This window comes from Pseudomonas gingeri (assembly GCF_013386165.1).
Classification (GTDB): domain Bacteria; phylum Pseudomonadota; class Gammaproteobacteria; order Pseudomonadales; family Pseudomonadaceae; genus Aquipseudomonas; species Aquipseudomonas gingeri_C.
This window is the reverse complement of sequence record NZ_JACAOS010000003.1, coordinates 410,080-431,989: the sequence shown is the minus strand read 5'-3', so window position 1 is coordinate 431,989 and position 21,910 is coordinate 410,080. Positions and strand designations below refer to the sequence as shown.

At 62.1% G+C, this 21,910-nt stretch carries 16 protein-coding genes (1 of these 16 cut by a window edge); 7 read left to right on the top strand and 9 right to left on the bottom strand.

Translation table 11 applies throughout. The features are described 5' to 3' along the window. Positions 1–28: 28 nt before the first annotated feature. The gene (locus HX866_RS06385; RefSeq protein WP_177125976.1) at positions 29–1,243 is read left to right on the top strand and encodes a pyridoxal phosphate-dependent aminotransferase; all 1,215 of its coding nucleotides are present in this window, start codon (positions 29–31) and stop codon (positions 1,241–1,243) included. Positions 1,244–1,255: 12 nt separating this feature from the next. Here the strand turns inward: HX866_RS06385 and HX866_RS06380 are convergent, their stop codons facing one another. Continuing rightward, a complete protein-coding gene (locus HX866_RS06380; RefSeq protein WP_177102318.1) occupies positions 1,256–2,311 on the bottom strand; it encodes a HoxN/HupN/NixA family nickel/cobalt transporter in 1,056 nt (351 codons plus the stop codon). A gap of 339 nt (positions 2,312–2,650) precedes the next feature. Here HX866_RS06380 and HX866_RS06375 point away from each other — a divergent pair, with 339 nt between their 5' ends. Beyond that, entirely contained in the window at positions 2,651–3,004 is a 354-nt protein-coding gene (locus HX866_RS06375; protein WP_177125975.1) for a DUF1640 domain-containing protein, read from the top strand. A gap of 16 nt (positions 3,005–3,020) precedes the next feature. Here the strand turns inward: HX866_RS06375 and HX866_RS06370 are convergent, their stop codons facing one another. Then, on the bottom strand, positions 3,021–4,031 hold the full coding sequence (locus tag HX866_RS06370; protein WP_177091932.1) for an AraC family transcriptional regulator: 1,011 nt from the start codon (positions 4,029–4,031) through the stop codon (positions 3,021–3,023). A gap of 267 nt (positions 4,032–4,298) precedes the next feature. On the opposite strand from HX866_RS06370, the gene antA reads away from it, so the two are divergent. Genes antA through antC form a run of 3 tightly spaced genes read left to right on the top strand, consistent with a single transcriptional unit; the run spans position 4,299 to position 7,246 of the window. Next, entirely contained in the window at positions 4,299–5,702 is a 1,404-nt protein-coding gene (gene antA, locus HX866_RS06365) for an anthranilate 1,2-dioxygenase large subunit (RefSeq protein ID WP_177138570.1), read from the top strand. 2 nt (positions 5,703–5,704) lie between these two features. After that, a complete protein-coding gene (gene antB, locus HX866_RS06360) occupies positions 5,705–6,196 on the top strand; it encodes an anthranilate 1,2-dioxygenase small subunit (protein WP_177102324.1) in 492 nt (163 codons plus the stop codon). Positions 6,197–6,214: 18 nt separating this feature from the next. Further along, positions 6,215–7,246 carry an anthranilate 1,2-dioxygenase electron transfer component AntC gene (gene antC / locus HX866_RS06355; RefSeq protein WP_177138568.1) on the top strand — a complete coding sequence of 344 codons (1,032 nt, stop codon included), beginning with the start codon at positions 6,215–6,217 and terminating at the stop codon, positions 7,244–7,246. Positions 7,247–7,310: 64 nt separating this feature from the next. On the opposite strand, the gene HX866_RS06350 is transcribed toward antC, so the two are convergent. Beyond that, positions 7,311–8,816 (bottom strand): FAD-dependent oxidoreductase, encoded by a 1,506-nt coding sequence (locus tag HX866_RS06350; RefSeq protein ID WP_177102328.1) that lies wholly within the window; start codon positions 8,814–8,816, stop codon positions 7,311–7,313. 55 nt (positions 8,817–8,871) lie between these two features. On the opposite strand from HX866_RS06350, the gene HX866_RS06345 reads away from it, so the two are divergent. Next, positions 8,872–9,369: a MarR family winged helix-turn-helix transcriptional regulator gene (locus HX866_RS06345; RefSeq protein WP_371319223.1), complete on the top strand. Its 498-nt coding sequence runs from the start codon at positions 8,872–8,874 to the stop codon at positions 9,367–9,369. Positions 9,370–9,396: 27 nt separating this feature from the next. Here HX866_RS06345 and tauA read toward each other — a convergent pair whose 3' ends face one another. From tauA to HX866_RS06320, 5 genes are all read right to left on the bottom strand, one after another. Then, the gene (gene tauA, locus HX866_RS06340) at positions 9,397–10,383 is read right to left on the bottom strand and encodes a taurine ABC transporter substrate-binding protein (RefSeq protein WP_177138566.1); all 987 of its coding nucleotides are present in this window, start codon (positions 10,381–10,383) and stop codon (positions 9,397–9,399) included. Between the two features lie 226 nt (positions 10,384–10,609). Further along, positions 10,610–11,470: a sugar phosphate isomerase/epimerase family protein gene (locus HX866_RS06335; protein ID WP_177138565.1), complete on the bottom strand. Its 861-nt coding sequence runs from the start codon at positions 11,468–11,470 to the stop codon at positions 10,610–10,612. Position 11,471: 1 nt separating this feature from the next. Further along, positions 11,472–12,713, bottom strand: coding sequence for an NAD(P)/FAD-dependent oxidoreductase (locus HX866_RS06330; protein WP_177138563.1), 1,242 nt, complete (start codon positions 12,711–12,713; stop codon positions 11,472–11,474). An 18-nt stretch (positions 12,714–12,731) separates the two neighbouring features. Next, positions 12,732–13,052, bottom strand: coding sequence for a MocE family 2Fe-2S type ferredoxin (locus tag HX866_RS06325; RefSeq protein WP_177091924.1), 321 nt, complete (start codon positions 13,050–13,052; stop codon positions 12,732–12,734). A 42-nt stretch (positions 13,053–13,094) separates the two neighbouring features. Continuing rightward, positions 13,095–14,192 (bottom strand): fatty acid desaturase family protein, encoded by a 1,098-nt coding sequence (locus HX866_RS06320; protein WP_177125970.1) that lies wholly within the window; start codon positions 14,190–14,192, stop codon positions 13,095–13,097. A 183-nt stretch (positions 14,193–14,375) separates the two neighbouring features. On the opposite strand from HX866_RS06320, the gene HX866_RS06315 reads away from it, so the two are divergent. After that, the gene (locus HX866_RS06315; protein WP_177091922.1) at positions 14,376–15,425 is read left to right on the top strand and encodes a LacI family DNA-binding transcriptional regulator; all 1,050 of its coding nucleotides are present in this window, start codon (positions 14,376–14,378) and stop codon (positions 15,423–15,425) included. Between the two features lie 78 nt (positions 15,426–15,503). Here the strand turns inward: HX866_RS06315 and HX866_RS06310 are convergent, their stop codons facing one another. Further along, positions 15,504–21,910 carry the 3' portion of an amino acid adenylation domain-containing protein gene (locus tag HX866_RS06310; protein WP_371319222.1) on the bottom strand. Its footprint extends 11,371 nt past the window's final position, so 6,407 of the gene's 17,778 nt are visible here — the last part of the coding sequence; its start codon lies off the right edge, out of view — the gene reads right to left on this strand; it ends in the stop codon at positions 15,504–15,506.

The window sequence follows — 21,910 nt, the reverse complement described above, 5'->3', positions numbered from 1 at the left end:
TGACCCTGACCCAGTGGAGAAGCCGCGCATGAGTGCCGATATTCAACGCCTGAACGCTCGCCTGGCCAGTGCACAACCTTCAGCGACCTACCGCATCATGGATCGAGTGGCGGAGCGACGGGCACAAGGCGCAACCATCATTTCACTTTGCGCGGGCGAACCGGACTTCGATACGCCCAGACATATCCGTGAGGCGGCCATTCAGGCCATCGAGCACGGCCACACGCGCTACACCCAGGTCGCCGGGGTCCGGTCATTGCGTGAAGCGGTGGCCGCCAAGTTCCGCCGCGAGAACGGGCTCGACGTCACCTGGCAGGACACCTTGATCTGCAATGGCGGCAAACAGGTGATCTACAACGCCCTGGCGGCCACCCTGAACGAGGGTGACCAGGTCATCGTGCCCGCGCCCTACTGGGTCAGTTACCCGGAGATGGTGCAACTGTGCGGCGGTGAAGCGAGGATCGTCACCTGCGATGAACGCTCGGGGTTCAAACTGACCGCGGCCGCCCTGGCGGCGGCCATCACCCCACGGACCCGCTGGCTGATCCTCAACTCGCCGTCCAACCCGACGGGAGCGGTGTACAGCCGGGATGAATTGCGCACCCTGGCCGACGTCTTGCTGGACCATCCCCAGGTGCTGATCCTGGCCGATGACATCTATGAACACCTGATCTTCGACAATCAGGTGTTCCATACCCTGGCCCAGGTGGAACCGCGCCTGGCAGCGCGCACCCTGACCATGAACGGTGTGTCCAAGGCCTATGCCATGACCGGTTGGCGCATCGGCTTTGCCACCGGGCCACGCTGGTTGCTCGATGCCATGGAAAAACTGCAGGGGCAGCAGACCTCGGGGGCGAGTTCGGTCTCACAACAAGCGGCACTTGCGGCGCTGGAAGGTCCGAAGGACTTCATCCATGAAAGCCGGGCGGTTTTCCAGCGCCGCAGGGATTTGATGGTCACGTTGCTGAACGCCATACCCGGGCTTGAATGTGCGAGCCCGGCCGGTGCGTTCTATGCATTCGCCTCCTGCGCCGGGCTGATGGGGTGCACCTCCGCCGCCGGGCGATTGCTGCACAGCGATGAAGAGCTGGCCCATGCCCTGCTTGATGAAGCGGATGTGGCCGTGGTACCGGGCAGCGCGTTTGGGCTGGGGCCCTACATCCGCATCGCCTATGCCTTGGATGACGAGGCCTTGGGCCGGGCCTGCGAAGCCATTCAGAGGTTTTGCAGCACCTTGCGTTGAGTCGGATGAGCCCTACTGTTTGACTTCAAGCAGGTCGAAACCCTTGAGGCGATACAACAGCACCGAGATGGCCCAACTGGCGATAAAGATCCCGATGATGATGTATCCCAGGGTGCCGAAGTGATCGTTGAGATTGCCGATGGCATCCCATAGGGGCCCCTTGAGTGACAGTTGGTCCGAGATCAGGCCCAAGGCCTCGATACTGCCAATGACCACAGCGACCACGACCGACACCAGGGTAATCGTCATGTTGTAGTAGATCTTGCGGATGGGCTTCATGTAGGCCCAGCCGTAAGCGCCCAGCATCAGGTGGCCGTCCAGGGTATCGACCAGGGACATACCGGCACTGAACAGCAGTGGGAACACCATGATCGACCAGGGCGACAGGCCCTGGGAGGCCTGGGTCGCCGAAATACCCAGCAGGGCAATTTCCGTGGAGGTGTCAAAGCCCAGCCCGAACAGAAAACCCAGGGGATACATGTGCCAGCCGCGGGTCACCAGGCGGAACAATGGGCGGAAGATCCGCGCCATGAAGCCACGGTTGGCCAGCAGCAGGTCGAAGTCGTCATCGACGTAGGCACCGCCCTGGCGGACATGGCGCCAGGATTTGTAGATCGAGCGCAGGATGACCAGGTTCATCAGCGCAATGATCAACAGGAACAGCGCTGACACCGAAGTCCCGATCAGCCCGCCCACGGCCTTGAAGCCCTCCATGCGGTCCTGCATCGCCGAAGCCGCCACTGCAACGCCAAGGGAGGCCAGCACCACCACGGAAGAGTGTCCAAGGGAGAAGAACAAACCGACGGAAACCGGACGCTTGTTTTCCTGCATCAGTTTGCGGGTAACGTTGTCGATGGCGGCGATATGGTCGGCATCCACCGCGTGGCGCAACCCGAACCCATATGCCAGGAGGGCCGTGCCGAGCAGCACGGGATGATCATGAAAGGCCAGCAGGGCCCAGACCCAGGCAATCACATTGATGCCGATCAATACCCCATAGATACCAAAGAGCCGGGTCCGTATCCGGGTGTTGGAGTCACTGAAGACTCGTGCCAGTTGACGCATCATAAAATTGCACCTTATGGGAGCATGCGTCCCGTCCAGGATCAAAAAAGTGGCACTACGAGGTCTGACTCCCGGGCGCCCAGAGCGTTGCCTGGGCCCACGGATACAGTGGCGCGACCGTGCCGGAGTCGAACCGGCTTCTCGTAGTAAACATGACGATGCAATTGTTTGGCCAATCGGATCGCCCCATCCCGGTGCACGGGAGCATTGGCACTCAACATTGTAGGCCATGACCTACAGAATCAAGAGAGGCGTCTGTCTATCTTATCTAATAGGTTTGGGCCGATTATCGGGTCTGGTCCGCTGTCGCTGACAGCACCTACCCAGGTAGCAGGAGATGACATGACACTTGCGATTACGTTCTACGACGCGCTGACAACCACCCATATTCCCCCCGAAAAAGCCAAAGCGGTCGTACACGCTTGGGAGGCAGAAGTGGAAAACCTTGCATCGAAAGCTGACCTCAAACAGCTCGAGACCCATTTGACACAGTCCATCAACACCCTGGGCATTGAACTCCGCTCTTCGATAAAAGACCTGCAATTTGCCCTGCGAGAACAGGGGGCCGAGCTGAGGGCCGAACTCAAGGAACAGCGGGCAGACCACCGCTCCTCCATCCGGATTCTGCAATGGAGCATCGGAGTGACCTTCCTCTGTGTGGCCGCGCCGCTGATTCGTAATCTGTTCGGGGTGTAGGTTCAGCCGCCGATGCTTACAGGAGCCGATCGCGCCGGGCATCGACGCGCTGCAGGGTCATGCTCGGCGTCTCATCGAACAACTTGCGGTATTCGCAGGAAAACCGCCCCAGGTGGCTGAAGCCCCAGCCCATGGCGATCACCGAGATATTGTGTGCCGACCGATCCTCGAGGATTTCCTGGCGTACGCCCATCAAGCGATATTTCTTCAAGTAAGCCATGGGCGACATTTCGAAGTACTTCTTGAAGTCTTCGAACAACTTGAAACGCGACACCCCGGCAGCGGCCTCGATAGCGTCAAGGTTCAGCGCATCACGGGCATTTGCATGAATGAAGTCCTTGGCGCGAACCAGGTAGTGCGGCAGTTTCACCCCCAGGCGCTCGCGCAACTCAGCGGAATAGTTGTGCGGCTGGGACAGGATCAGGCCCTTGAGCAAGGCACTCTCCAGGTCACGATTGAACAGCAACTGACCGTAAAGCTCACTGCGCTCCATCTCTTCGATGAAATGCTTGACCGTGCGCCACCAGGAAGCGATAGACCCGGACACCGCATCCATTTCGGGCTCAAAACGCAGGGCCGTGTCCAGGGGACGCTGGAGCATTTCCTCCAGGGTCTTGCGCATGGCACTGCGGGTGATCACCACCTGCAACTTGCGGCAATCGCCGGTGATGCTCAATTGCTGGCTCTCGTTGGGTGAAACGATGACGCCATGGTCACGATCAGAGCGCAGCAGCAGCCCGCCCCGGCTCAGTTCCTGCTCTCCACTCAACGGCAGGCTCAGGCTGTAGCTGTTGAAGCTGTCGACATCGGTGACACCCACCGTGACATCGGTGCCGTACTCGATGATGCCCAGGGTGGTCGACATCGATTTGAGCACGTTGCCACTGTGGTGGAACTGGATGCTGTGGGGTTTGCTCGCATAGAGTAAATGCGGGCCGCAGATCGCCGACATCCATGAGTGCGCCCCTGCCAGATCGAAGCGATCGGCGTGGATATCGCGAAAATGATGTTCGGATTTGCTACTCATCGGCGTTACTCAACAAGGCTGTTATCGGTACGCGCTCTGACGGCACGTTCGCGGGTACAGAAGCAATCCCCGCGCCAAGTCATCCTTACATAATAGGCGGGCGGCGGGTGTTTCCCCGTGAGCAGACGCCCCTCTTTCTCATATTTAGTGTGCGATTACCGGCCACAAAATTTCCGGACTACCTTCGCCAACTATGCGGATAGACCGAAAGCCTGCGCCCACTCTTAATACCGGTACCGATTCGCCCGATGAAACAGGTACCGACTCATGCACTATTCGAAAAGCGTCGCCCAATGGCAGACCTTCATCCAGGGATGCCTGGACTTCCGTCCGGTGGAGGGCATCTACCGTATCGCCCGGGAAATGTTCACCGAACCTGAACTGTTCGATCTCGAGATGGAACTGATCTTCGAGAAGAACTGGATCTACGCCTGTCACGAAAGCGAAATCGCCAACAAGCACGACTTCATGACCCTGCGTGCTGGTCGCCAGCCACTGATCATCACCCGTGACGGCGAAGGCCGCCTCAACGCCCTGATCAATGCCTGCCAGCACCGCGGCACGACCTTGACCCGCGTCGGCAAGGGTAACCAGTCGACCTTCACCTGCCCTTTCCACGCCTGGTGCTACAAAAGCGACGGCCGCCTGGTCAAGGTCAAGGCGCCGGGTGAATACCCCGAGGATTTCGACAAGGCTACCCGTGGACTGAAAAAAGCCCGTATCGAAAGCTACAAGGGGTTTGTCTTCGTCAGCCTCGACGTCGATGGCAGCGACAGCCTGCAAGACTACCTGGGCGACGCCAAGGTGTTCTTCGACATGATGGTGGCGCAATCGGCCACCGGCGAACTGGAAGTGCTGCCTGGCAAGTCGTCCTACACCTATGACGGCAACTGGAAACTGCAGAACGAAAACGGCCTGGACGGTTATCACGTCAGCACCGTGCACTACAACTACGTCGCCACGGTGCAACATCGCCAGCAGGTCAACGCCGAAAAAGGCGCCGCCTCGGGCGACACCCTGGACTACAGCAAGCTCGGCGCCGGCGACGCCGAGACCGACGACGGCTGGTTCTCCTTCCACAATGGTCACAGCCTGCTGTTCAGCGACATGCCCAACCCGGCGGTGCGCCCTGGCTACGCCACCATCATGCCGCGCCTGGTGGAGGAACATGGCCAGGACAAGGCCGAGTGGATGATGCATAGGCTGCGCAACCTGAACGTCTATCCGAGCATGTTCTTTCTCGACCAGATCAGCTCGCAGCTGCGGATCATACGGCCGCTGGCCTGGAACAAGACCGAGATCCACAGCTTCTGCCTGGGGGTCAAAGGCGAGTCGGATGCCGATCGCGAAAACCGTATTCGCCAGTTCGAAGACTTCTTCAACGTCTCCGGCCTCGGCACCCCCGATGACCTGGTGGAATTCCGTGAGGCCCAACGTGGCTTCCAGGCCCGCCTGGAGCGCTGGAGCGATATCTCCCGAGGCCATGACAAATGGCTCACGGGCCCGACCCGCAACAGTGAAACCCTCGGCATCGAACCGGCCCTGACCGGCACCGAGTTCACCCACGAAGGGCTCTACGTCAACCAGCACAGCAACTGGCAGCGCTTCCTGCTGGAAGGCCTGGCGCGCAAGGCCGCCGAAGAGCAACCCCTGCAACTGCGTGAGGTGTAACCATGAATTCGCAACTGCAATACCGTGTGGAACAGTTCTTTTACCGCAAGGCCGAACTCTGCGATGCCCAGGACTGGGACGCCTACCTCGACCTGTTCAGCGAGGACAGCGAGTTTCACCTGCCGCAATGGGATTCGGAGCACGTCTACACCACTGACCCGAAGAAGGGCATGTCGCTGATCTACTACGCCAACCGGGGCGGCCTGGAAGACCGGGTATTCCGCTTGCGCACTGGCAAGGCCGCCTCGACCATCCCGATGCCGCGCACCTTGCACATGCTCAGCAATATTCGCATCGCGGCGCTGGAAAACGACGAACTGGAGGTCAAGGTCAACTGGCAGACGCTGTACTACCGCATGGCCACCTCCGAACAGTTCTACGGCCGCGCCACCTACCGCCTGCGGCCCGATGGCGAGAGCTGGAAGATTGCCCGCAAGCATGTGCTGCTGCTCAACGACACGATCAATTCAGTGCTCGATTTCTACCATTTGTAAGTCACGGAGTACGCGGTAATGAACCACAAAGTGGCTTTCAATTTTGCCGATGGCAAGACCTCGTTTTTCGAGGTCAAGGCCAACGAATTGTTGCTCGACGCGGCCCTGCGCAACGGCGTCAACATTCCCCTGGACTGTCGCGAGGGCGTCTGCGGCACGTGCCAGGGGCGCTGCGAATCCGGCCAGTACACCCAGGACTACGTCGACGACGAAGTGTTCAGCGAAACCGACCTGGCGCAAGGCAAGATGCTCTCCTGCCAGACCCGCGTGCAGTCCGCGGCGTCCTTTTACTTCGACTTCGATTCAAGCCTGTGCAATGCCGGCGCCACCCAGCGTATACAGGCTGTCATCGCCAAGGTTGAACAGGTTTCCAGCACCACGGCGATCCTGCATGTCGATGCCGGTTCCAGCGAACGGCTGCTCGACTTCCTGCCCGGCCAGTACGCGCGCCTGAAGGTGCCTGGCACCGATGCCTGGCGCTCCTATTCGTTCGCCAACCGCCCCAACCCTGGCAACCAGTTGCAGTTTCTTATCCGGCTGCTACCGGATGGGGTGATGAGCAACTTTATCCGCGAGCGTTGCGAGCCCGGGCAAGCGCTGGAGTTCGAGGCCCCGCTGGGCAGTTTCTATCTGCGGCAGGTCAACAAACCGCTGGTGATGGTGGCGGGCGGCACGGGCCTGTCGGCGTTTCTCGGCATGCTCGACGAGATTGCCGACAAAGGCGGATGCGAGCAGCCGGTGCAGTTGTTCTACGGCGTCAATCAGCACACGGATCTGTGTGAGCTGAATCGCCTGGCGGACTATCGAAGCCGGATCGAAGGTTTCGAGTATCACCTGGTCGTCAGCCAGCCGTCGTCGGAATGGCCAGGCAAGACTGGACGAATTCCCGAACACTTCGACCGCCAGGCCATGAACACCCACCCGTTCGACATCTATTTGTGTGGCCCGCCACCGATGGTAGAAGCGGTCAAGACGTGGCTCAGCGACCAGGGTATCGACGGTTTTCATCTGTATTACGAGAAGTTCATCGACAGTAACTCAGGGGTCTGATTCCTGGTCAGCGCTGAGCGACGGCCCTGCACTACGCCGAAGTGCAGGGCAAGGTACCGATCTATCAAGCACAGAGGCGCGCCAAACGACAGTCGAGGTAGGCCTCCAGCAGCGCCACCTCCCCGGCCGCGACCATCGCGCCGATGTAGCCGTCCGGACGCACCAGCAGCCAATCGCCAACGGCTGGGTTATACGCGTCACGGAAGTGGCCTCCCGTATCGAACAGGTCGCCATGGGGGCCAAACGTATGGATATGCAGGCCCGGGCGTGGTTGCACCGAATCACGCTCAACCTCATAACCCAGCAACGTCCAGTGCCCGCCTCGGAACACGTCGAACAACCGGGTCGATTGTCCGCCAGCCCCGCGCACGGGTGCATCCGGCGCACGGTCGCCGGCAACCAGGCCGCCGTTGACCGCCACAGCCGCTGCCAACGCCAGTGAGGATTCGGGATAGCCGATATCGAGTTGCTGCACCTCGCGTCCACGGCGCATGTTGCCTTGTGTCTGGGCATCCAGAAGCCTTGTCGACAGACCGAGCATCGCTGCCGCCACCGGCCGACGTTCCTCCTCGTAGGTATCAAGCAGTGCATCGGACGCCCCCTGCACGACCGCCGCAAGCTTCCAGCCCAGGTTGTAGGCATCCTGCACGCTGGTATTGAGCCCCTGACCGCCGGTTGGCGGATGGATATGCGCGGCATCCCCGACGAGGAACACGCGACCGACGCGGTAATGATCGGCCAGTCGTGCGTTCATGTTGTACGCCGAGGCCCAGGACACGGATTGGATGTGAATATCGTTGCGTCCTGTGCGCTCAGCCACCATGGCTTCCAGCCCTTGGGCACCCAGGTCGACGTCGACATCAAGCGGTATCGGCCCCTGTATCTGGAACATCTCGGTCCCGGCAAGCGGGCACAGGAAGATCTGCCGCTGCATGTCGCCATCGTTGAAGCAGTGCCAGGCATCAGGTGCAAGACCCGTCAGCAGCACATCGGCGACAACAGCGCGAACGCCAAGGGTCTTGCCCGGAAAATCGACCCCGAGCGTATTACGCACAAAACTGCGACCGCCATCAGTGCCCACCAGCCAGCGCGCACGGAGGCTCTGTTCACCGCCCGAGCCGCAAAGACGCGCCGTAACACCCTGCGCATCCTGCTCGAAACCCACCAGCTCGCAGCCGAACTCAGGCCGCTGACCCAGTTCGAGCAGACGCTCGCGCAGCACGCCTTCGGTGAGGAACTGCGGCACCATCAGCGGCGACTGATAGGGCTCGCCCGGCGTCGGCTCGTTGCGCTCCATAAGATCGGAATCGGTATAACCGCCATCCTCGCGGTAGTGCCGCTGAAGGGGATATCCCCCGCCCGCCGCGACGATCCGATCGAGAATGCCGAGGTCTTCGAACACTTCCTGGGTCCTGGGTTGAATGCCCTTGCCACGGGAACCGCCGAAGGGGGCGTCCATCTTCTCGATCAGGCGGAAAGAAATCCCCCTGCGTGCCAGGTCAATCGCCAACGTCAGACCGGCCGCCCCCGCACCGCAAATCAGTACATCCACTTCAGATTGCACTTTCATCTCGACCTCGATATGTGTAATTTGCACATATAAGTGTTATCCCGGAGGGAAAATAGTGTCAAGAAAAAATGTGCAAAATACACATATTAACCTTCAGATTCGCGAGCTTCACGCCTCGCTGGTTGAGATTGTGGGTATCATGAACCGCCCTCAACGCGACGAAGCGATGGTCCGAGAGGCCGGCATCTCCCTAGAGGGTGCGCTGTTCCCGTTGCTGGTTCTGGTTGAGCGGTTAGGCCCTATTGGCGTGGTCGAGTTGGCTGATCGCGTGGGACGCGACTACACCACGGTGAGTCGGCAGGTGGCGAAACTGGAAAGTCTTGCCCTGGTCGACCGCAAGGCGAACGCGAATGATCGTCGCGTCCGTGAAGCGGTCATCACCGAGAAAGGCAAGGTGATGACCGATCGGATCGATGAAGCCCGTGAAAGGCTCGGGCAGGCCATTTTTGCAAAATGGGAGGACCAGGATGTGGCAGACCTGGTGCGCCTGATGCGCAAGTTTGCTGACGACATCAAGGATGATGGTGCAACTGACCAGGTGAACGTCGGATGATCGAGGTAATGGTCAACGACAGCGTGCTTACTCCGCGATGTACTTGTCGCTGACATAAGGCGAGTAGTCCGGCAGCACGCTCTCGATCTTGCCCTGCTCCTTCAGGAACTCAGCGGTTTGTGCCACGGCTTTAACCGTACCACCGCCCAACAGCTCCGGGGATTTCTGCTCGGCAGCGTCCGGAAAATGCGAGCCTTCCAGCAGTTCCGGAATATCGGCCGGATTGGCGCCGGTAAAGCGGGCGATGGTTTTGACCTGTTCGGAGTCAGGGGTCCACTGCGCCTTGTGGGCGTTGTAATCAGCAATCGCGGCCAGGCTCACCTGGGTGAACTTCTTCAGGATCTCCGGGTGTTTTTCGGCGAAGTCCTTGCGTGCGACCCAGACTTCGAAGGTGGGCGAGCCCCACTTCGATACTTCACCGGCATCGGTGAGGATCGTCCCGGTTTTACGAATTTCCCCCAGTGCCGGCGACCAGGTAAAGGCACCGTCGATATCGCCGCGTTTCCAGGCAGCGGTAATTTCCGCCGGCGACAAATTGACCACCTTCACTTTGCTCGGGTCCAGATTCCAGTGCTTGAGCGCACCCAGCAAGCTGTAATGGGAAGTCGAAACGAACGGTGTCGCGATGGTCTTGCCGATCAGGTCCTGAGGACCGTTGATGCCACTGCCATTGCGGACCACCAGGGCCTCGGAGCCTTTGATCTGGGAGGTGACGATAAAGGCTACCAAAGGCAGTTTACGCGAGGCAGCGGCCGCCAAAGGGCTTGAGCCCAGGTTGCCGATCTGCAGGTCGCCGGAGGCCAACGCCGCAATCACCGCCGGACCGGCATCGAAGCGACGCCAGCTGATTTTTTCACCGATGGCCTTGTCAAACGTGCCGTCGGCGATGGGCAGCTTGGTCGGGTCGATGCCGGTGATATAGCCGATAGTCAAGTCAGCCGCGTGGGCACTCAGGGAAATACCGACAACCCCCAACAGGGTGATCAATTTACGGCTAAACGATAGGGCATTCATAAGATGATGGACCTGCGAATTGAAGGGGGACTCCACTTTTCGCGGGACGGCTGCGCAAGCAATACAGGTGCTGAACGTCTGGTCGTTACCGCAAGGTGGCGTGGTAAAACCAGACTAATCGTTCTAAAGGATATATTTTAAATACCGTTTTAGAATTAGCTTAGAGAATTCAAAACCGACGTCCCCCCACCGGCAACTCACTGTCGCCCTACCCTGCACCTCCTGTTCACGGGTTGAGCCGACGGGCATTGTGCTGAGGCTGGAGACTGTCATTCCACACCTGACGTATCCGCTCCTTGAGCATCAGCGCCTCATCCCAGCGGTTACTGATCTCCAGGCCATCGGCGCCCGTCATGGCATAAGGCGGTGGCCCCAGCTCACAGGTAAAGGACAAGCTGGCCGGGGTGTCCGGCCGGCTCAGCCAGTCTTCGATCCCATAGCGCCACCAACCCAGGAAAAGCTCAAGCCAAGGCCGATGCTGGGCAAATCCCGAGGGCACCTGGACCTGCTCGCAACTGGCGACCCGCCCATGGAAACCCCAGCTATGGCGCAGGATCGTCTGAATCTGCTGGTTGTCCTCGACCGTTGCCGGCTCCGGCAGTTCGCGGCCGACGACATAGTGGGACAGGTCAGCCAGCAACTGGAGGTCCGGCATCTCGGCGAGCAGGTCCAGCGTGAACAACAGGTCGCTGGTCAGCCGATAACGATGGGTTTCCAGCAGAATCGGAAAGTCCACCTGTTCGGCCAGGCGCTGCCAGCCCTCGACCAACCGAACCGCCTCGGCCAGGGTTCGCGGACGCACATCCGCCTGCAAGGTGAGGTGATGACAGCCATGGCGACAAGCGACATCGAGCGTCGCCGCCAGGTCATCCACGGTGCGCGGAAAGGCCTGGCCTTCGATCTGCAAACCCAGCCCCCGGGCAGCACTGCTCAGGCGCGCCGCGTGTTGCCCGACCCAGAAATGATCGGTGACACCGTCAAAGCCGGCGACGGCAATTCGCTCCAGTTGCGCCTCCAGGGGCTGGTCGAATTGCCCACGATGGTCAAGCATTGCCCACATCGACTGAAACACCAGGAATTCACGCATATCAACTCCGCAACAAGGGTTTGAGAGGTACGCCGGAATCAGCCAGGAGATGCCCGTCAAGGGGGATTCGACTGGCGATCAGACGCTCGCACAACTTGATGTCCCTGGCGCCGCTGTTACCCGGTCCCCAGGCACAGGCGCCCTGCAAACGCCGCTCGGCATCCAGGTAGAACAACAGGAAAGCGCCCCCTGGAAGCGGCCGACTGACGCTCGGTTCGGCGCCGGCAATCACCCCGACGGTTTGCAGTCCCCAGTCGTACTGATCGGACCAGAAACCGGGAATGACCTCGAAGGGCTGCTCGGCACCCAGCAAGTTGAGCGCCGCATGACGGCCCTGGGCCTCGGCGTTGTGCCACGTCTCCTGGCGCTGAAAAGGCCCCTGTGGATGCAAGCGGAACTCACAGACATCCCCTGCGGCATAGATGTCCGGCGCGCTGCTGCGCAACTGCGCATCGACGCGGATACCTTGTCCGACCTCAAGTCCCGCCGCACTGGCCAACTCGCTGTTGGGTTGCATGCCGATGCCTACCAGCAGCAGATCACAGGGCAGCCGCCGGCCATCCGCCAGGCGGACCGCTTCGGCCTGTCCTGCGCCCTCCACCGCCTCGATCGCCACCCCCAGATGGACGTCCACACCCTGGCCTCGATGCAACGCCAGCAAGGCATCGGACAACCGTTGCGGCAGCACCCGCCCGGCCAGGCGTGGACCGGCTTCGAGCAAGCTCACGCTGCAGCCAAGCGCCCGGGCGCTGGCCGCGACTTCAAGCCCGATAAATCCTCCGCCGATAATCACCACCCGAGTCTCCGGAACCAGGACTGCACGCAGGGCCATAGCTTCATCGTGGGTCCGCAGGTAAAGCACATTGCGCCAACGCCCGGGTACGTTGGGCAGGCGCCGCGCCCGACCGCCGGTGGCCAGCAGCAGGCGGCTATAGGGCAACCAGCCACCGTCGGCCAGTTGCAATCGATGGCCTTGGGTATCCAGGTGCTGAACTGCGCGACCCGCCAGGTGCTCGATCTCCAACCCAAGCAGTTGCGCACTGTCGCTCAGGCTGTAATCGGCCAGGGCCTGAGCGCCCGACAGCAACCCCTTGGACAGCGGCGGACGCTCGTAGGGAGGATGGGTTTCATCGCCGATCAGGACCAGGCGGCCGGAGTAACCTTCAGCGCGCAAGGTCAAGGCGGCCCGGCCACCCGCATGCCCGGCGCCGACGATGACCAGTGGAGCGTTGCCAATATTCATGCCTGAGCCTCCGTGCGTTCAGCGCGCAATCGCCAACAACACCCGACCCGCCTCGACCCGCACCGGGTAGGTCCTGAGGTTGACACACACCGGTGCCCCCAAGGCCTTGCCGGAACGGTAATCGAAACGCCCATTGTGCTTGGGGCACTCGATGACATGCGCCATCACCAGCCCATCGGCCAGGTGAATCGACTCATGGGTGCACAGGCCATCCGTGGCGAAAAACTCGCTGCTGGCCGAACGGTACACCGCATAGCTGTGTTGGGCATGGTCGAAGCGGATGACATCTTCTTCATCGATATCGTCCACGGCGCATACGTCGATCCATTGATCTGTCATGAGTATCTCTCTTGTTGTTCTGAATGAAGGAAGGTGCCGGTATCAGCTGGCGACCAAGTCCCGGGCTGGAGCCTGTGCAGGCTGTGGGACAGGTCGTTGAATGAAATAACCGGGGTCCTTGCGCTGGCGCCAGATCGTCGGGAGGATCTCCCTGAACGCCGCAAGCAGGCTGTTGTAAGGCGGTGGGCAATCGTTGCGGATCGCCTCGTGCAACTGTGGCAGGGCGTGGTACGGCACCATCGGGTACATGTGGTGCTCGAGGTGATAGTTCATGTTCAGGTAGAGAAAGCGCAGCAACGGATTCATATGGATCGTGCGGCAATTGCTGCGATGATCCAGGGTGTCCTCGGCCAGGCCCACGTGCTGCGAGAGGCCGAACAGGTAGGACAGCCAACCGCCGTACAAGGTCGGCAGACCGATGAACATCAAGGGCAGCACACTGTGCAGGGACAACGCAGTTGCCACCACCAGGCCATAGATGACCAGCCAGATACGGGCGCAGGCGATGACCTTGGGCCACTCGGATTCGGGAATGAAGGTCTTCTCCTGGGCCTCCATCCGTCCCAGGGCATGCCGCACCACCGAGCACAGCGTCTTGCCGGCATGCGGCAGGGCAAACAGGTTGAGGAACATCTTCGGCAGGCTGGGTGGCCGCGGCTCGACGATCTCGGGATCGCGTCCGACAACGATGGTATCGGTGTGATGCCGGGCATGGCTCCAGCGCCAGACATGGGGTTCGAACATGATCATGAAGCTCGCCAACTGATAGACCGCATCGTTCATCCAGCGGGTCTTGAAAGCGGTGCCATGCCCGGCTTCGTGCCAACGGGCATTGGCGGCCGTACCGTACAGCACGCCATAGGCGAAGAAGAACGGAATGCACAGGTAGGAACCCCAGAACCAGTATCCGCCCCACCCCGTCGCCGCCAGGGCCAGCAACCAGATCGCGGTGTCGCGCAAGGCCGGACCGTCGCGGCGCTGCATCAGTTCCTTGAGGCGCTTACGCGGTATCGGCGATTGATACCATTGGGCCGAGGCCAAGCCCTTTTCCACCGCACGAGCGGCTTCGGGGCCGGTCAGGCGATAGTCACGGGGTGCAGGACGGGAGGCATGGGTAAAGGTCGCGCTGGGTTCGAGCATCTTCTTATTCTCCGCAAGCAGGGTGATTTCTGGCGCTTGCCTGGATGTGGGATCACATCGCTGTGGGAAAATATAAGCAGCCGGAAAATCCCCCTCAATCCCTTGCGCCCATTCACTATCAAGCTATCATCCGGTCCCTGTAGCGCTTGATAGTTTTCTATCAAGGCACTCTTGAGGCCCGTCATGAACCCGCGTGTACGCCCCACCATCGCTACGGTCGCCGAGCAGGCCGGCCTGAGTGTCGCCACCGTCGACCGGGTGCTCAACGCCCGCGCGCCGGTCAATCCACACACCGCTGAACGGGTGTTCCAGGCGGCCGAGGCCGTCGGCTATTTCGCCGCCCGACTGATTGGCCAACGCATCCGCGAACGACGTCCCAGCTACCGTTTCGGCATTCTCCTGCTCGGCACCGCCCAGGCTTTCTACGGCAACCTTGCAACAGCCATCGGTACTGCGGCGCAACGTCAGCCCGAGGCCAACCTGAGCTGCCAGTTCGACTACATCCTCGACCGCAGCCCCGCAGCCATCGTGGCCCAGATCGAACAACTGGCGGTGCAATGCGACGGGCTGGCGGTGGTCAGCTTCGCTCATCCGCTGATCAACGCGTGCCTCAGCCAGATCCGCGCGGCCGGCGTACCAGTGGTCGCGTTGCTCTCGGATATCGACGAAGCCGCACAGGAGCCTTATGTCGGCCAGGACAATCACGCAGTGGGACGCACCATGGGCTGGCTGGTGGCGCACACCTGCGGCGCGCACCGGGGAAGCGTCGCCGCCCTGCTCGGTGGGCACCGTTTTCTTGGGCACCAGGCCCGTATCGACGGGCTGCGCAGTTATCTGGCAGAGCATGCGCCGGGGCTGAAAATGCTCGAGGCGGTGATCAACCTGGACAACAACGATCTCACCGAGGAAGTCGCCCTCGACCTGCTGGCGCGCCATGACGATCTGCGCGGCCTGTGCGTGGTCGGCGGCGGGGGCGACGGGATCATCAGTGCACTGGCGCAACAACCCCGGCCACCGACCTTGTGCAGCATCCTGCCGGAGTCCACCGAACGTTCGCGACAAGCACTGAAGCAAGGCCTGATCAGCCTGGTGATCGATTCCCAACCCCAGTTGCTGGGGCAGGAACTGATCGAACTGATGGTGGCACTGCAAACCCAACCGGACTTCGATCCGCTGCGCCAGAGGATCCACGTGCCCTTGCAGATCATGACCTCGGAGAACGCCCGAAGCTGACGGGCTTTTTCAGGTCGAGCAGACGCCCGATAACCGACCCGAAGGCCGGTTATGCTTGCGCCCACCACCCTTGAGGTATCAGGACAGGGTTTGCTCGGTTCCGACCTCCTGCCCGTCATACCACCAGGCGGCCAGGCTGTAGACGTCGGGCGTCTTGAGGATGCTGAAGTGGTTTCCCGGCCCATCCCACAACGCCAACTGCGGCAACAAGCGCTGCCAGCCCACCGCCATGGCCGCGTGCTCGCGCTGGTTGGCGGCAACGTCCAGGCTCGGGTCAGCCACCCGCACCAGACCGACCCGGCCGGTGTAGGCCGGGACCGGTCGGTACCGGGTGCGCAAGGCGCTGCCGAATGTATGGACAATCCCCTGCAACGCCTGCGGCGCCAAGCGCGGTGGCAACAGGCCGACCCGCACCATGGCCGCCTGCAACACATGCAATTGGCGGTCGTGATCGGCCTCGGCGAAAGCCTGGGGCTCCAGATCAAGCGATTTGCCGCTGGACAACTGCAACGCCTCAATCAATCGTTCCAGCACCTCCGTGTTGGTGTAAGGCTTGCCGCACAGCGCCTCGTCACCGGGCGCTTCGCTGTCGATCAAGGTCACTGAAACGACTTCTCGCCCTCGCGCCTCGAACATCACCGCCATGGCATGCGCAACCCAGCCACCGAAGGAATGTCCAACCAGGTGCAGCGGGCCCTGCGGATACAGCGCCTCGATGGCCCGCACATGACACACGGCCGCCGCTTCCACTCGGCTATGGGGAACGCCGCGGCCGTCCAACCCCCGCGGCTGCAGGCCATACACCGGCCATTCGTGCCCCAGTGCATCGGCCAGGCCGATAAAGCTGGTCACACTGTCGCCAGCACCCGGTACGCAGAACAGCGGTGCCTGAGCGTCCTGTCCGCTCTGGATCGCCAGCAACGGCTGATACCCGGGCGTCGGATCGGACGTGTTCCCTTCGCGGCTCAATACCTGGCTGATGGACTGGCCCAGCACCTGCACATGGGGTGTCTGCATCATGCTCTGGTGATCACCCGGCACACTGACGCAATGCACCTGCCCGGACGACAAGGCCTCGGCCCAACCCAGGGTCGGGCTGGTGCCGGCCGGAGCCTGCTCGCGTTGCTGCGCACAGAACAACTGCACCGGCAGGCCGATCGGCTCGAGACGGTAGTGAGCCAGGGCGTGCCCATGGGCCACCTCACGTTCGAGGTAATGCCGCAGTTGCGAGTCAGTCGCCTGGGCCAGTTCCGGATAAAGCAACTGCTCGTCACGGCACAGTCGCAGCAGCGCCTCGAAGCCCGGCAGCGCCGGTCCCCCCTGTATCCACGCCAGGCAGGCCAGCGGTGCGACGCCCGCAGCACCCTGGGTCTTCCAGTGCGCGGTGCAGTGCATCAACAATTGCCGCTCAAGCAGGTCCGGCCCTTGCCAACGCGCCTTGCCCTGGTCGGTCAGATGCGGCACATAGGTGTCGATCAAGCCCAGGAAGCTCACCGTTTCGTCCATGCCCAGCAGTTGCGCCGCGACCTCGTAGGCCAATACCCCACCGAATGACCAACCCGCCAGGCGATAAGGGCCATGGGCTTGCACGGTACGAATGCGCTCGACCAGGCGTGCCGCCAGACCTTGCAGGGTGTTTGGCTGTGGTTGATCCAGCTGGGTACCCGGCAGGCCATAGATCGGGAAATCGCCCTCCAGATGCATACCCAGCACCGGAAAATAGCTGTCCAGGCCCGTGAAGTCATGGACCAGGAACAGCGGCGGCTCGCTGCCGCCCGCACGCACCGTGACCACTTCCCGCTCTGGGGCCGGTACTGATGAGCGTTGCTCAAGCAAGTCCGCCAACATCGCGACACTTGGGTGCTGGAACAACTCGGCCAAAGTCAGCGCCAGCCCGGATTGCTGCATCAGGCTAACCAGACGGATCGCCGACAGGGAATGGCCACCCAGTTCAAAGAAGCTGTCGTGGCGACCGACCCGCTCGACCTCCAGCACCGTGGCCCAAAGCCCGGCCACCTGTTCTTCCTGCGCCGTGGCCGGTGCCTGGTAGGTGGCGGTCGCCATAGCCTCCAGATTCCGCACCGGCAGGGCCCGGCGGTCGACCTTGCCGTTCTGGGTCAGAGGCAACGCATCGAGACCGACATAAGCACTCGGCACCATGTACTCCGGCAAACGTGCCAGCAGTTGCTGCCGCAAAGTGCCAGCGTCGAGCGAGAGGTCCTGACGCGTGAAGTACGCCACCAGACGTATCGCGCCCTGCTCCAGGCTATGGGCGACGACGACCGTCTCGGCCACACCCGGACACAGGGACAGTTGCCGCTCGATCTCGCCCAGTTCGACACGCATGCCGCGAATCTTCACCTGGTCGTCGTTGCGCCCCAGGTACTCCAGGGTGCCGTCGGCCAGCCAGCGCACCAGGTCGCCGGTGCGGTACATCCGTGCATCGACCTGCTCGGTGAAGGGGTCGTCGAGGAAGCGCTCGGCAGTCAGCTCCGGACGGTTCAAATAGCCGCGAGCCAACCCGCCACCGCCGATATACAACTCGCCGGGCACGCCCAAAGGCACCGGCTCACGGCGTTCGTCCAGCACGTAAAGTCGGGCGTGGGTCACCGGTTTACCGATGTGCAGGACGGCGTCAACATCCATCAATCCGGAGCTGGCCACCACCGTGGTTTCAGTCGGGCCGTAGTTGTTGACCACGGCAAAACCCGGGTCGCGGTTGAACTGCCGCAGACGGTCGCCACCAATCAGCAAGGTCCGCAGCGTCGGGTGCTGCCGTTCCTGGCTGAAAGCGTATTCGGCCACCGGCGTCGGCAGGAAGGCCACCTCCAGCGGCTGGGCCAGCCACCAGTCGAGCAACGCATCCAGCTGTTCGTTACCAACCTCGACCGGCGGCAGATGCAGCACGGCGCCAGAACACAACGCCGGCCAGACCTCCCAGGCCATGGCGTCGAAACCAAAACCGGCGACGCTGGCGGTGTGGCTGCCGGCGTGCAAGTCGAAGGCCTGGCAATGCCAATCCACCAGATTGTTGAGGGTGCGGTGCTCGACCATCACGCCTTTTGGCTGCCCTGTGGAGCCTGAGGTGTAGATGACATAGGCCAGGTGTGCCGGTGTCAGCCCGGGCACCCTCGGGTTGTCCGCTGGCGTCGCCCAATCAGGTCGATCAAGGGTGATCACCGGTACCACCAACTCGGGCAAACGCGCCAACAATCCGTGTTGGGTCAGTACCGCCACGGGCGCGCTGTCTTCAAGCAGGTAGCCGACCCGCTCATCCGGGTGTGCCGGGTCAATCGGCACGTAACCGGCTCCGGCCTTGAGGATCGCCAGCAAACCGACCAGGGTCTCCAGGCCTCGCCGGGCGAGGATCGCCACACGGTCATCGGGGCGCACACCGAGGTCGATCAGATGATGGGCCAGGGCATTGGCACGACGATTCAGTTCGCCATAACTCAGGCGTTCTTCGCCCACTTGTGCCGCCACGGCATCAGGCCGCTCAAGCGCTTGCTGCTCGATGCGCTGATGGATCGTCATCCCCGACGCGTACTCGACCCCATGGGGATTGAAGCCCTCCAGCAATTCCGCCTGCTCCACGCCAGGAAGAATGCCCAGTTGCTCGACCGGGGTCTGCGGCGCTTGTTCCAATGCGTCCAAAAGGCTTTCCAGGGCACAGGCCAGGTAGGCACAGACGCGCCGCGCATCGACGCCCGGTGCGCTGAGCGCCGTCAGGTCGAACGCTTCGCCCAGGTCGTCGACACTCAGGGTCAGCGGATAGTTGCTGCGCTCGTTGGCCTGCAGCAATTCGATACCCTGCCAAGCCGCACCGGCGGCCTTGTCGCTCCCTTCAGCAGGCGAAGCACTATGCCGGTAGTTGAACAACGCGCTGAACAAGGGCGCACCCGCCGGCAAGGCGCTGCAACGCTGGGCCAGGGCCAGCGGCGCCTGCTCGTGGGTCAGCAGGCCGGTCAGTCGCTGATGGGTCTGCAACACCGCGTCGCGTACCGTCTGCTCGCCCAGGTCGATGCGCAGCGGCAAGGTATTGATAAACACCCCGAGGGTCCTCTCCACCCCTTCGCCACCCTGCAGCCTGCCAAGGAGCACGGTGCCGAATACCACCTGGTCGCGCCCGGATAACTGCCCCAGTACCCGGGCCCAGCCCAGGTGCATCAGGCTGGCAGCGCTGACGCCCAGGTTGCGGGATTGCTCGCGAACACGCCGGCACAGAAGCGCATCCAGCCGTTGCCGGGCCTCACCCGGAACCTCAGCGCCCGGCAATGACGCCTGGCCATAAGGCAAGGTCGGCTCGTCGATATCCGCCAACTGTTCGCGGAAAAACGCTTCGTGGGCCGTATCGCCCGGCCCCAGCAAGGTCTGGGCGATGTAGTTGCGATAAGGCACCGGCGCCGGCAGTTGCGCCTCCTGGCCGAGCAGCACGGCTTGCAGTTCGTGGCTCAACAGCTCAAGGGCCATATGGTCCATGATCAGGTGATGGAACAGCAGCACGCCGACGATACGCCGGTTGGCCGGGTCATCGGCATGCACCAGGCGCAGCAGCGGCGCCTGGGTCAGATCCAGGGGTTCAGCGTGGTCCAACGCCTCCAACGGCACCTCGCTGACCGGCAATCGGGCCTGACGCCAGACCACCTGCACCGGTGTTTCCAGGCCCTCCCAACACAACGCCGTACGCAACACATCGTGGCGGACAATCACCTGCTGCAAGGCGTCGCGGAAAGCCTCCAGGCGAGCGCGGTCGGCAAAGGCGAAACGTGCCTGCAGACGGTAAGGATCGCTATCGCCGGATGACAGGTAGTGGTAGAAGATGCCCGCCTGCAGGGGCCCCAGCGGGTAGATATCCTGAACATTGCCCACACCGCCCGGCACGCTGGCGACGATCTTGTCGATCGCCCTTTGGTCCAGCGCCACCAACGGCAACAGGTCCGGGGTGATGCGCGAACAATCCGAGTCGATCCGGTTGGCCGGCACCTGCACCTTGGGACCGCTGCCCACGGCACTGGCCAGGGCGGCCAGGGTCGGCTGGGCGAACAGCACGCGGATATCGACCTCCAGGCCCAGGCGGCGCATGCGCGCAACCAGGGTCACGGCCAACAGGGAATGCCCACCCAATTCGAAGAAGTGGTCGTGGCGCCCTACCCGCTCGACTTGCAGCAACTCGCTCCAGATCTCGGCCAGGGCAATCTCCAGCTCGCCTTGTGGCGCCTGGTATTCAGCCGTGAACAACGCCTCGCAGTCAGGGACGGGCAAGGCACGGCGATCGACTTTACCATTCGCGGTCAGCGGCCAGGCATCGAGCCGGACCAGGGCGCTCGGCACCATGTAACCCGGCAGCCGCGCCAGCAACGCCGTGCGCAACTCACTCAGCGCCAGCGGCGCGACATCGGCACGTTCGGTGAAATAACCCACCAGTCGGGGTTGGCCCGGTTCGTCTTCGCGGGCCAGCACCAGTGCTTCTTCGATGCTCGACAGCTGACTTAGTTGGCTTTCGATCTCGCCCAGTTCGATACGTACGCCACGGATCTTCACCTGGTCGTCATTGCGCCCCAGATAGTCCAAGGTGCCATCGGCGTTCCAGCGTGCCAGGTCGCCGGTGCGGTACATCCGCGCCCGTGAATCGGCACTGAACGGATCACGCAGGAAACGCTCAGCCGTCAACTCCGGACGATTCAGATAACCCCGGGCCACGCCGGTACCGGCCACATACAACTCACCCACAACGCCCAACGGCACCAGTTGCTGCTGTTCATCCAGCAAGTAAACCTGGGTATTGCCGATCGGTTTACCAATATCCAGCCCCCCGCCCGGCAACAGCCGGCCCGAGGTGGCAACCACCGTGGCCTCGGTCGGGCCGTAGTTGTTGATCACGGTAAACCCTGGGTCGCGAGGGAACTGGCGCAGACGATCGCCGCCAATCAGCAGCGTACGCAGGGTCGGATGCTGCAAGTCACGACTGAAGGCGTATTCAGCCACCGGCGTCGGCAGGAAGGCCACGTCCAGCGGCTGGGCCAGCCACCAATCGAGCAATCCGTCGATCTGTTCGTTACCGACCTCAGCCGGTGGCAGATGCAACACGGCTCCGGCACACAGGGCTGGCCAGACCTCCCAGGCCATCGCATCAAAACCAAAACCGGCGACGCTGGCAGTGTGGCTACCGGCGCGCAAATCGAAGGCCTGGCAATGCCAATGCACCAGATTGGCCAGGGTGCAATGCTCGACCATCACCCCCTTGGGCTGCCCGGTGGAACCGGAGGTGTAGATGACGTAAGCCAGGTGCCCAGGTGTCAGCCCGGACACTTGCGGATTGTCCGCCTGTTCCCGCCAGCTTGGTCGGTCGAGGGCGATCACCGGCACCGCCAGTTCGGGTAGTCGTCCCAGCAACCCGTGCTGGGTCAACACCGCCACGGGCGCGCTGTCGTCCAACAGGTAGACGACACGCTCGTCCGGGTGAGCGGGATCGATGGGCACATAAC

Bases quoted from the DNA above. Each gene is read 5' to 3' on its own strand.
- HX866_RS06330 (WP_177138563.1), bottom strand. From the start codon at position 12,713: ATGAATATTGGCAACGCTCCACTGGTCATCGTCGGCGCCGGGCATGCG.
- HX866_RS06350 (WP_177102328.1), bottom strand. From the start codon at position 8,816: ATGAAAGTGCAATCTGAAGTGGATGTACTGATTTGCGGTGCGGGGGCG.
- HX866_RS06370 (WP_177091932.1), bottom strand. From the start codon at position 4,031: ATGAGTAGCAAATCCGAACATCATTTTCGCGATATCCACGCCGATCGC.
- HX866_RS06335 (WP_177138565.1), bottom strand. From the start codon at position 11,470: ATGCGTGAATTCCTGGTGTTTCAGTCGATGTGGGCAATGCTTGACCAT.
- HX866_RS06320 (WP_177125970.1), bottom strand. From the start codon at position 14,192: ATGCTCGAACCCAGCGCGACCTTTACCCATGCCTCCCGTCCTGCACCC.
- antC (WP_177138568.1), top strand. From the start codon at position 6,215: ATGAACCACAAAGTGGCTTTCAATTTTGCCGATGGCAAGACCTCGTTT.
- HX866_RS06375 (WP_177125975.1), top strand. From the start codon at position 2,651: ATGACACTTGCGATTACGTTCTACGACGCGCTGACAACCACCCATATT.
- antA (WP_177138570.1), top strand. From the start codon at position 4,299: ATGCACTATTCGAAAAGCGTCGCCCAATGGCAGACCTTCATCCAGGGA.
- HX866_RS06315 (WP_177091922.1), top strand. From the start codon at position 14,376: ATGAACCCGCGTGTACGCCCCACCATCGCTACGGTCGCCGAGCAGGCC.
- tauA (WP_177138566.1), bottom strand. From the start codon at position 10,383: ATGAATGCCCTATCGTTTAGCCGTAAATTGATCACCCTGTTGGGGGTT.
- HX866_RS06380 (WP_177102318.1), bottom strand. From the start codon at position 2,311: ATGATGCGTCAACTGGCACGAGTCTTCAGTGACTCCAACACCCGGATA.
- HX866_RS06325 (WP_177091924.1), bottom strand. From the start codon at position 13,052: ATGACAGATCAATGGATCGACGTATGCGCCGTGGACGATATCGATGAA.
- antB (WP_177102324.1), top strand. From the start codon at position 5,705: ATGAATTCGCAACTGCAATACCGTGTGGAACAGTTCTTTTACCGCAAG.
- HX866_RS06385 (WP_177125976.1), top strand. From the start codon at position 29: ATGAGTGCCGATATTCAACGCCTGAACGCTCGCCTGGCCAGTGCACAA.